Source organism: Paracoccus sp. (in: a-proteobacteria), from assembly GCF_046462195.1.
GTDB lineage: Bacteria > Pseudomonadota > Alphaproteobacteria > Rhodobacterales > Rhodobacteraceae > Paracoccus.
In genome coordinates this window covers 1-10,797 of the sequence record NZ_JBKGUN010000255.1, presented here as the reverse complement: position 1 = coordinate 10,797, position 10,797 = coordinate 1, and the positions used below count along the sequence as shown (strand labels likewise).

The window sequence follows — 10,797 nt, the reverse complement described above, 5'->3', positions numbered from 1 at the left end:
ACCGTCCTGATGCTGGTCGAACAGCAGAACGCCAAGGGCGGCGTGCTGGGCCGCCCGCTGGAGGCGGTGGTGGTCGACCCCGCCTCGGACTGGCCGCTGTTTGCCGAAAAGGCGCGCGAGCTGCTGACTGTCAGCGACGTGGACGCGATCTTCGGCTGCTGGACCAGCGTCAGCCGCAAATCGGTGCTGCCGGTGATCGAGGAACTGAACGGCCTGCTGTTCTATCCCGTCCAGTACGAGGGCGAGGAATCGTCCAAGAACGTCATCTATACCGGCGCCGCCCCGAACCAGCAGGCGATCCCTGCCGTGGATTACATGCGCGACGAACTGGGGGTGGAAAGCTGGGCGCTGCTGGGCACCGACTATGTTTATCCGCGGACCACGAACAACATCCTCGACGCCTATCTCAAGGACAACGGCGTCGCGGCCGAGGACATCTTCGTCAACTATACCCCTTTCGGTCATTCCGACTGGTCCAAGATCGTCGCCGATGTCGTGGCGCTTGGCGCGGGCGGCAAGAAGGTGGGCGTGGTGTCCACCATCAACGGTGACGCCAACGTGGGGTTCTACAAGGAACTGGCCGCGGCGGGCGTTTCGGCCGACGACATTCCGGTCATGGCCTTTTCAGTCGGCGAGGAAGAATTGTCGGGTCTGGATACCGCGAACCTGGTGGGCCACCTGGCCGCCTGGAATTATTTCCAGACCGCCGAAAGCGACGTGAACGCCGGTTTCATCGAGGAATGGAAAGCCTTCACCGGTGACCGGAACCGCGTGACCAACGACCCGATGGAGGCCACCGTCATCGGCTTCAACGCTTGGGTCGCCGCGGTCGAGGCGGCGGGCACGACCGATGTGGACCCGGTTCTGGATGCCATCGTGGGTGTCGAGGTGCCGAACCTGACCGGCGGCACGGCCACCGTCCTGCCGAACCACCACATCACCAAGCCCGTCCTGATCGGAGAAATCCGCGAAGACGGCCAGTTCGACATCGTCAGCCAGACCGATCCGGTTCCCGGTGATGCCTGGACCGATTTCCTGCCCGAATCCGCCGTGCTGGAGGCCGACTGGCCGGGCAAGGACTGCGGCATGTTCAACACCGAAACGGACAGCTGCGTCCAGGTCCAGTCGAACTATTGACGTGACGGGTGGGCGGCACCGCGCCGCCTGCCCCTTTTTCGCAAAGGAAGCCCCGCGTGACCCGGTTCCGCCTGCTTGCCGCCTGCGCCCTGGCGCTGTTCATGCCCACAGCCACCCTGGCCCACCCTGCGCTGGAAGCGGTGGTCGCCGACCATCTTGACCAGATCGAGCAGCCATCGCGTCGCACGGTCGCGCCCCTGGTGGCCGATATCGCCGCCACCGGCCCCGAGGGCCTGGCGATGCTGCAGGCATGGGCGGGCCGAAACTTGGGCCTGACCCCCGACGGCCGCCTGCTGATCATGAAGGGTGCCGATGCCACGGATGCAGTGACCGGCCAGCCGGTGCCGGACCCCGAACCCAAGATGCTGCGGCCCAACTCCGGCGTGCGCGGGGTGATCGAATCGGCCTTGGTGGCGGGACTTCTGAATGAACCCGATGTCGGTCGTCGCAGCGCAGCGCTGGATACGCTGGCGCGCAGCGGTACGGCCGAGCAGCTGGAGGCCCTGCGCCGGGCGCTGGATGACCCCGATCCTGCTCTGGCCGCCCGCAAGACGCGGTTGGAGCGTCTGCTGACCATCCAGCATGACACCGACAGCGAGGCGCGCGTGGCAGCGATTCAGGATATGGCAGGCGACGTCAGCCTCGATGTCCGCGCGGCGCTGAACCCGCTGCTGGCGACGCGGCGTGTTGTTTCGACGGACGATCCGCAGGGCAATGTCGCGCGCGAACTGGAGGCGGGCAGCGACGCCCTGCCCCGCGAGGCGGCCCTGGCCCTGCTGGTGCAGGAGGGCGTGCTGCAGCCCCGTCTGACCTCGGCCGATCAGCGCGCGGCGCTGGCGGCCAATATCCGCGACGGCGCGGTGGGCGGGGTTCCGCTGCAGGACCTGTCCGATCCCGCTGCCCGGGACCGCGCCTACGAGGCGCTGGAGGCGGCAGGCACTGTTCCCCCCGCCGCAACCGAAGCCGAGGTGCAGGCCGCGCTGGACAGCCATCGCTTCTTCGAACTTTACGCCGAGGCCGACCCTGCCGTGACCGATGCCGCCCAGGCCGCGCAGTTGCGCGCGCAGGTCAAGCTGGGCGCGATGCGGGGTCTCGATCTGGGGCTGGACGCGCTGTCGCTGGCCTCGATCTATTTCCTGGCAGCCATCGGTCTGGCCATCACCTTTGGCGTGATGCGCGTGATCAACATGGCGCATGGGGAATTCATCATGCTGGGCGCCTATACCGGCTATACGGTCCAGACACTGATCGCCGACCGGACGCTGTCGCTGGTCGTGGCCCTGCCCCTGGCCTTTGCAGTGACCTTTGGCGCAGGGGTCGTGCTGTACCGCCTGGTGATCCGCCATCTGGCGCACCGTCCGCTGGAAACGCTGCTGGCGACCTTTGGCATCTCGATCGCCCTGCAGCAGCTGGCCAAGAACATCTTCGGCACGCAGGCCCGCCCCCTGACCGCCCCTGCCTGGCTGGAAGGGTCGATCACCCTCAACGATGTTGTCTCGATCAGCTCGATCCGGGTGGCGATCTTTGTCCTGGCGCTGCTGTTCCTGGGCCTGTTCCTGTTCATCATGAAGCGCACGCGGCTGGGGCTGGAGGTTCGGGCCGTGACCCAGAACCCCGGCATGGCGGCCTCGATGGGCATCAACCCCGACCGCATCGCCATGATGACATTCGGCCTGGGGTCCGGCATCGCGGGCATCGCGGGCATCGCCATCGGGCTGTTTGCGCAGGTCACCTCGGAACTGGGCCAGGGCTATATCGTCCAAAGCTTCATGACCGTGGTGGTGGGCGGCGTCGGCAACATCTGGGGCACGCTGGCGGGGGCCACGCTGATCGGCGGGCTGTCCAAGGTCATCGAGTCGCTGAACCCGGCCAACACCCTGGCGGCCCAGACCTTCATGATCCTGTTCATCATCATCTTCATCCAGTTCCGGCCGCGTGGGATCATCCCGCAGCGTGGCCGCGCGGCAGAGGCGTGACATGACCCGCAAGCCCTTCATCCTGCAGAACCCCTCGGTCCTGATCGTGCTGGCGGCGCTGGCCGCCCTGACCCTGACCGTCACGCTTCTCAGCCATGCCTATGGCAGCGGGGCCATCCCGACCTCGATGATCAAGGTGCTGGGCAAGACCCTGTGCCTCGCGCTGGCCGCCGTGGCGATGGATCTGGTCTGGGGCTATCTCGGCATCCTCAGCCTTGGCCAGATGGCCTTTTTCGCGCTTGGCGGCTACATGATCGGCCAATGGCTGATGTATGCGCGGACCGAAGGCATCGTCGCGGTCTCGCTGGCGCAGAACCCCATTCCCGCGACAGCCGCCGAACTGCGGGACGGCGTCACCAACCAGATCTTTGGCGTCGTGGGCAGTGCGGACCTGCCCCTGACCTGGTCCTTTGCGCATTCCCTGACGCTGCAGCTGATCCTGGTTCTGGCCGTGCCGGGCCTGCTGGCGCTGGTCTTCGGCTGGCTGGCCTTCCGCAGTCGCGTCAACGGCGTTTACCTGTCGATCCTGACGCAGGCGATGACGCTGGCGCTGGCCTTGTGGCTGTTCCAGAACGACAGCGGGTTCCGGGGCAACAACGGCCTGTCGGGGCTGCAGAACCTGCCGGGGCTGGACCATGTGGACCAGGCGACGCTGTCGATATGGTTCCTCTGGGCCTCGGCCGGGGCGCTGGGGCTGTTCTATGTCCTGGCCGCCTGGCTGGTGTCGGGCAAGTTCGGCAGCGTCATCCGCGCCATCCGCGACGACGAGACGCGCGTGCGGTTCCTGGGCTACCCGGTCGAGGGTTTCAAGCTGGTCGTCTTCACGCTGGCGGCCATGATCACGGCCGTGGCCGGCGCGCTCTATTACCCGCAGGCCGGCATCATCAACCCGGCCGAGATGATGCCCGTCGCCTCGATCTATCTGGCGGTCTGGGTGGCTATCGGCGGGCGCGGGCGGCTTTACGGGGCCGCGATCGGCGCGGTCGTGGTGTCGCTGCTGTCGAGTTGGTTCACGGGGGGCCGTGCGCCCTCGATCCACCTGCCGGGCTATGTGGTGAACTGGGTCGACTGGTGGCAGGTGGCGCTTGGCCTGACTTTCGTGCTGGTCACGTTGTTTGCCCCCAAGGGCATCGCGGGGATCTTTGACCGCATGGGACCGCCGCAGCAGCGCAAGGCGCGCGGCCGTCAGGAACAAGGGGCCAAGGCATGAGCGCGCTTCTGGAGGTCAGTGGCATTTCCAAGTCCTTTGACGGGTTCAAGGCCATCAACGACCTGTCGTTTTCGATCAACGCGGCCGAGTTGCGGGCCGTGATCGGGCCCAACGGCGCGGGCAAGACCACCTTCATGGACATCGTGACCGGCAAGACCCGGCCCGACGAAGGCGAAGTCCTGTGGGGCGAAACGTCAAAATCGCTGCTGCGGATGAACGAGGCGCAGATCGCCCGCGAAGGCATCGGCCGCAAGTTCCAGCGCCCCACCGTCTTCGAGGATCAGTCGGTGGCCGAAAACCTGACCATGGCCCTGAAGGCCCTGCGCAGCCCCTTTGCGGTGCTGGGGTGGCGACCGTCGGGCTGCTCGGCCGCGCGCGTTGCGGCGCTGGCCGATGAGGTTGGTTTGTCGGCCCATGTCGCCCGCAAGGCAGGCGAACTGAGCCACGGACAAAAACAGTGGCTCGAGATCGGCATGCTGCTGGCGCAAGAGCCGCGCCTGCTGCTGGTGGACGAGCCTGCCGCCGGCATGACCCTGGCGGAACGGGAACAAACCACGACCCTGCTGCGCCGGCTGGCGGAAACGCGGGCTGTTGTGGTGGTGGAACATGACATGGACTTCGTGCGCCGCCTGGACTGCAGGGTGACCGTTCTGCACCAGGGATCCGTGCTGGCCGAGGGCAGCCTCGATCACGTGACCCGCAATCCCGATGTCATCGACGTCTATCTGGGGCGATAAGATGCTGAACGCGACCAACCTGACCCTGCACTACGGCGGCAGCCAGATCCTGCACGGCATCGACATCGCGGCCCAGCCCGGCCAGGTAACCTGCGTCATGGGCAACAACGGGGTGGGCAAGACCTCGCTGATGAACCTGCTGGCGGGACGGCATCCGCGATCGGGAGGAGAGGTGACCTTTGACGGCCGGCCTCTCGGGCGGCTGTCGGCGCAAAAGATGGCGCGGTTCGGCGTCGGCTATGTGCCGCAGGGGCGCGCGATCTTTCCCATGCTGACCGTGCGCGAAAACATGGAAACCGGCTTTGCCTGCCTGCCCCGCGCGGACCGGCGCATCCCGGACGAGATCTTTGACAGCTTTCCGGTCCTGGCCGAGATGGCCCATCGCCGGGGGGGTGATCTGTCAGGCGGGCAGCAGCAGCAGCTGGCCATTGCGCGCGCGCTGATCACCAGGCCCCGTGTTCTTTTGCTGGACGAACCGACCGAAGGGATCCAGCCCAACATCATTGCCCAGATCGGCCGGGTCATCGCCGGCCTGCGCGACCGGGGCGACATGGCCATCGTGCTGGTGGAGCAGTTCTTCGACTTTGCTTGGGCTCTGGGAGACCAGTTCCTGGTGATGGAACGCGGCCGCGCGGTGATGCAGGGGCCCAAGGCGCGGCTGAAGCGGGCCGATCTCCATGCTCGGCTGGCCGGACACGCGACCGCCTGAGAACCCCTGCAGGGTAACTGCCCTCCAGCATCCACGCTCGTGTACCGACCAGCATGAAAGGCAGGGGGCGCCGGAACTCCAGCGCGCTAGCGCTTGCGCTCCCAACGGCCGGATTCCTCGGACCAGTATTCCGCCTCGATGCCCGCGCCGGTCAGCGCGCGCCATTGGTCGCGGGCCCGTGCCACCGCGCCGGTGTCGCCCCCGTCGAACAGGATGCAGACACGGTCTCGGGCGGCGGCCTCGGGTGGCGCAATTTCGACCCCGTCCAGCGCCATCAGGCAGGACGGATCATTGGCCGCCACCTGATCCGGCACGGTCAGAAGAACCGGCTGACGCGCATCATGCGGGCCGCCGGCCATGCCGTGTGGCAGGAACCCTTCGGCCTGCCACAATTGCTGGTCCAGGCGGTCCATCCGCTCGGCCTCGGCACCGCGCAGTTCCACGCGCCATCCCGCCGCCAGCGCCTTGGACAGCAGGACCGGCAAAAGGGCCTCGGCCGGCGAGCGGGTGAGGTGATAGAACAATGCCTTGCCCATGTCCGCCCCTAGACACCCCCGGGAACCGCCCGCAGGTCATGCGGTGCGGTCGCGGCCATGGGATGCGCCAAAGGCGCGCCGGCTGCAGATGTGCTCATTCCGCCTCGTACCGGTCGCGGACCAAGCGGTCCAGCGTCATCACGCCCCAGCCTGTCGCCCCCCGCGGCGCCAGGTCGGTGGCCGAGGGCGGAAGGGTGACCCCGGCGATGTCAATATGCGCCCAGGGCTGGTCCGGCTTGATGAAGCGCTGCAGGAACTGCGCGGCCGTGATCGAACCCGCCGCGCGCCCGCCCGAGTTCTTCATGTCAGCCAGGCGCGACTTGATCAGGCCGTCATAAGGCTGTCCCAGGGGCAGGCGCCACGCGCCCTCGCCCTCGGACCGGGCCGCCGACAGGATCTGTTCGGCCAGAGCATCGTCATTGGCAAAGACGCCCGCATTGTCATGACCCAAGGCGATGATGACCGCGCCCGTCAGGGTCGCCAGGTCGATGACCGCCTTGGGCTTGAACCGTTCCTGCGCGTACCAGAGGACATCCGCCAGCACGAGGCGGCCTTCGGCGTCGGTGTTCACGACCTCGATCGTATCACCCTTCATCGACTTCAGGATGTCGCCGGGGCGATAGGCGCGGCCGTCGGGCATGTTCTCGACCAGCCCCACAAGGCCCACGACATTGGCCTTGGCACGGCGCAGGGCCAGCGTGCGCATGACGCCGGCCACGACGCCGGCGCCGCCCATGTCCATCGTCATCTCCTCCATGCCGGCGCCGGGCTTGATCGAGATGCCGCCGGTGTCAAAGACCACACCCTTGCCCACAAGGGCCAGCGGCGCCTCGTCCCCGCCGTTGTTCCATCGCATCACCACGACCTTGGAAGGCGACTCGCTGCCCTGCCCCACGGCCAAAAGCGCGCGCATGCCCAGTTCGCGCAGCTGGTCCTCGTCCAGAACCTCGACCGTCAGGCCGATTTCCTCCATCGCCTTCAGGCGGTCGGCGAAATCGGTGGTGGTCAGGACGTTGGCGGGCTCGTTCACCAAGTCACGGGTGAAGAACACACCCTCGGCCACGGCGGCGGCGTGCTGCGCAGACTTGGCCAGCGCCTCGGGTTCCCGGACCATGAAGGTCACGCGTGCCTTGTCCGAAACGGGAGCCGCGGGCTGGCCGGGCGCATCGTCGGCCTGCGCATCGGACAGGACGGCGTTGTCCTGCTGTCCCTCGGACTCCGGCAGCGGAGCGCTGCCCGCAGGGGCTTCGTCGGACGCCGGACGGGTCTGGTAGACCGAAAAGTCATAGCCGCGCAACGCAAGCCCCAGAGCAACCTCACCGGCCAGCTTGTGCCCGCCGGCCAAGACCAGCGTGTGGCTGCGGCCCAGCTTTGCCCCCAGCGCCGCACCCGCGCGCCGGGCCTCGGCCTGCGTGGCATTGTTCGGCAGGATGATCAGGACCAAGGCCTCGGCCGCCATCGCTGCGGGAAAGGCCAGTTCCATCGCCTGGCCCGGCTTCAGCGCCTGTCCGGCTCTGGAGGCCAATGCGCGCATCACCGCCTCGCGCGCGGGGCGGGGCAGCTTGCCGGGCAACTTGTCGGGGGCAGTCAGGATCAGCGCGACACGGCCCTCATGCGTGGGCAGGTCTTCGGGCACGATGTCGGTGAAGTTGATCTCGACAGGCTGGGTCATGACGATGTCCTTATGTCTGGTTGGGGCCGACCCTAGCCCTCTGCCCCCCACTTTTCCAGAGCCGCCCTTTTCCAGAGCCCTTCTTGCCGCTAAGAGAGCAGGACATCCCGCGCGAAGAAGGCCGCCAATGCCCCGGATCGACCGATACATCCTTGGCCAGTTGCTGACGCTGTTCGGTTTCTTTGCGCTGGTGCTGGTCTCGGTTTACTGGATCAACCGGGCGGTCAGCCTTTTCGACGATCTGCTGAACGACGGGCAGACGGCGCTGGTCGTGCTGGAGTTCACGGCGCTGACGCTGCCCTTGGTCATTTCGGTCGTGCTGCCGGTGGCAGCCTTTGCGGCCACGGCCTATGGCACGAACCGGCTGGCGGGAGAATCGGAACTGGTGGCCATGCAGGCGGCGGGGTTGTCGCCCTGGCGGCTGGCGCGGCCGGTGCTGATCTTCGGGGTGTTCGTCGGCGTGATGGTGGCGGTGCTAGTTCACGGGCTGGTGCCCATGGCGCGGGCGCGACTGGCCGACCGCTCGGCCGAGATTGCCGAAAACGTGACCGCACAGTTCCTGCGCCCCGGCGCGTTCCAGTATCCCGTGCAGGGGGTGACGCTGTTCATCCGCGACGTGGCCGCGGACGGGCGCCTGCTGGACCTGTTCATCGAGGACGCGCGCGACCCTGCCGAACAGATCACCTATACTGCGCAGGAGGCGCTGGTCGTCCGTACCGACACCGGCCCCGTGCTGGTGCTGCTGGAAGGCATGGCCCAGAACCTGAGCGAACGGGGCGACGCCCAAGCCTTGTCAGTCACGCGATTTGCCGAATTCAGCTATGACGTGGGCGCCATGTTTTCCGGCACAGGCAGGCGCGGGCGTGACCTGCGCGATTACGGCACGCTGCAACTGTTGAACCCGGACGAGGCGCTGTTGCAGGCGACCGGCGCGCGCGCGCCACAGGCGCAGGCCGAAGCGCATGAACGGATTGCCCAGCCGCTCTTGTCGCCCATCGCGGCCATGCTGGGCTTTGCCACGCTGATGATCGGCGGCTTTTCCCGCTTTGGCGTCTGGCGGCAGGTGGGCTGGGCGATCCTGGGGCTGATTCTGGTGCAGTTCCTGTCGAACGCCGCCGCCAACCAGGTCGGGCGTGATGCGGTGCTGTGGCCGCTTCTTTATCTGCCGGCGCTGGTGGGTGCGGGCCTGTGTGCGGTGCTGCTGTGGCTGGCGTCACGGCCGCGCGGACCCGGACGAGGTGTTGTGGCATGATCCTGGCCCGCTATGTCGCACGCCGCTTTTCGCGCAGCCTTCTTCTGATCGCGGGAGTGTTCCTGCTGATCCTGTTCCTGATCGACATGATCGAGATGATCCGCCGTTTTTCGGGCCGCGACATCGGCTTGGGTGGCGCGGCGCAACTGGCGGCATTGAACATCGCGGGCAGCTTTTATTCGATCCTGCCGCTGATGACGGTTCTGGCGGCGATCGCGCTGTTCCTGGGGCTGGCGCGCAGTTCGGAAATGGTGGCAATCCGTGCCTCGGGACGGTCTGCCTTGCGGGTCATCGGTGCACCGGTGGCGACGGCGGTGGTGCTGGGTGCGCTGGCGGTGGGGCTGCTCAATCCGCTGGTGGCGGTGACGGGCGCCCTTTACGACAATGCCGTGGCCGAGATCGACCGAGCGGGCCGCCAAACGGTCAGCGTGGGCGACAGCGCGGTATGGCTGCGCCAGGCCCTGCAGGAAGACGGGCAGGAGGCGGGCCAGATCGTCATCCGCGCCCGCCGTGCCAGTGGCGACGCCGTGACACTTTATGACGCCAGCTTCCTCGTTTTCGACGATGAAGCCGGGCCCATTCGCCGGATCGAGGCGCGGGAGGCGCGCCTGACACCGGGGGCATGGGAACTGCTTGATGTCAGCGACTATCCGCTGTCCCACCCCAATCCTCAGGCCGAGGTGACGCAAAGCGATTCCCTGCGGCTGGCTTCGGACCTGACGGCCCAGCGCATCCGCGAAGGCTTCGGCCGCCCCGAGGCCGTGCCTGTCTGGCAATTGCCCACCTTCATCGCCGGGTTGGAGCGCGCGGGCTTTTCGGCGGCCCGTCACAAGGTGTGGTTCCAAATGGAGCTGGCGCGGCCCTTCCTGATGGCCGCCATGGTGGTCATCGCAGCTGCGTTCACCATGCAGCATATTCGCGGGCGGAACACCGGAGCGGCGGTGCTGATGGCCTTCGGTGCGGGGATCGCACTGTTCTTTTTACGCAATCTGGCGCAGGTTCTGGGGGATAACGGGCAGATCACACCCTCGATGGCGGCCTGGACACCGCCGCTGGTGGGGGCGTTGCTGGCCTTGGCCCTGATCCTGAAACGGGAGGATGGATGAGCGCGAATGCCCCGGCGACCCCTTGGCGGGTCGTGACCCTGGCGCTGCTGGGCGCAGTGCTGGGTCAACCCCTGCCCGCCCAGACGCTGTTCGAAGCCCCTTCCAGCACCAGCGGCATGCCGGACATGCCGGGCGCACCGCTGACCACGCGCAGCCTGGGCGGCGGCGTGTCGGCCCTTGCCCCGGCGGCGCCCGCCCTGGGCAGTGATCCGCTGGGCGACCGCACCCCCACGACCGGCACGCCCGTCAGCGCCGCACCCGATATCGACGTGACACTGCCCGGCCGCTCCCTTCCCGACCAGTCCGGCCAGGCCGCCACGGTTCTGGCAGACAGCGTGACCCTGCAGGATGACCGGACCCTGATCGCGGCGGGGGGCGTGGTTGTCTGGTATCAGGGGGCACGGTTGATCGCCTCGCGCATCCGCGAAGGCTTCGGCCGCCCCGAGGCCGTGCCTGTCTGGC

Annotated in this window: 9 protein-coding genes and 1 pseudogene; 8 read left to right on the top strand and 2 right to left on the bottom strand. The window is 67.4% G+C overall.

Going from position 1 to position 10,797, the window contains the following annotated elements:
* The 5 genes from ACLHHB_RS15770 to urtE all read left to right on the top strand — a co-directional run.
* Positions 1–1,137: ABC transporter substrate-binding protein (locus ACLHHB_RS15770; protein WP_410219233.1), on the top strand; the 1,137-nt coding region annotated here is incomplete at its 5' end.
* Positions 1,138–1,238: 101 nt separating this feature from the next.
* The gene (urtB, locus tag ACLHHB_RS15765; protein ID WP_410219234.1) at positions 1,239–3,113 is read left to right on the top strand and encodes an urea ABC transporter permease subunit UrtB; all 1,875 of its coding nucleotides are present in this window, start codon (positions 1,239–1,241) and stop codon (positions 3,111–3,113) included.
* Between the two features lies 1 nt (position 3,114).
* Positions 3,115–4,323, top strand: coding sequence for an urea ABC transporter permease subunit UrtC (gene urtC, locus ACLHHB_RS15760; RefSeq protein ID WP_410219232.1), 1,209 nt, complete (start codon positions 3,115–3,117; stop codon positions 4,321–4,323).
* Entirely contained in the window at positions 4,320–5,060 is a 741-nt protein-coding gene (gene urtD / locus ACLHHB_RS15755; RefSeq protein WP_410219231.1) for an urea ABC transporter ATP-binding protein UrtD, read from the top strand. The genes urtC and urtD overlap by 4 nt, the downstream gene beginning before the upstream one ends.
* Before the next feature lies 1 nt (position 5,061).
* Positions 5,062–5,769, top strand: coding sequence for an urea ABC transporter ATP-binding subunit UrtE (gene urtE / locus ACLHHB_RS15750; protein WP_410219230.1), 708 nt, complete (start codon positions 5,062–5,064; stop codon positions 5,767–5,769).
* An 86-nt stretch (positions 5,770–5,855) separates the two neighbouring features.
* Here the strand turns inward: urtE and ACLHHB_RS15745 are convergent, their stop codons facing one another.
* Together ACLHHB_RS15745 and ACLHHB_RS15740 are read right to left on the bottom strand one after the other, a co-directional pair.
* Positions 5,856–6,305 carry a DNA polymerase III subunit chi gene (locus ACLHHB_RS15745; protein WP_410219229.1) on the bottom strand — a complete coding sequence of 150 codons (450 nt, stop codon included), beginning with the start codon at positions 6,303–6,305 and terminating at the stop codon, positions 5,856–5,858.
* A gap of 94 nt (positions 6,306–6,399) precedes the next feature.
* Positions 6,400–7,977 (bottom strand): leucyl aminopeptidase, encoded by a 1,578-nt coding sequence (locus ACLHHB_RS15740; protein ID WP_410219228.1) that lies wholly within the window; start codon positions 7,975–7,977, stop codon positions 6,400–6,402.
* 127 nt (positions 7,978–8,104) lie between these two features.
* Here ACLHHB_RS15740 and lptF point away from each other — a divergent pair, with 127 nt between their 5' ends.
* The 3 genes and pseudogenes from lptF to ACLHHB_RS15725 all read left to right on the top strand — a co-directional run.
* Positions 8,105–9,229, top strand: coding sequence for an LPS export ABC transporter permease LptF (gene lptF / locus ACLHHB_RS15735; protein ID WP_410219227.1), 1,125 nt, complete (start codon positions 8,105–8,107; stop codon positions 9,227–9,229).
* Positions 9,226–10,335, top strand: coding sequence for an LPS export ABC transporter permease LptG (gene lptG, locus ACLHHB_RS15730; RefSeq protein ID WP_410219226.1), 1,110 nt, complete (start codon positions 9,226–9,228; stop codon positions 10,333–10,335). Before lptF ends, lptG begins: the two co-directional genes overlap by 4 nt.
* Positions 10,332–10,797: pseudogene (locus ACLHHB_RS15725) on the top strand (hypothetical protein); the annotation flags it as partial. The gene lptG and the pseudogene ACLHHB_RS15725, both read left to right, overlap by 4 nt.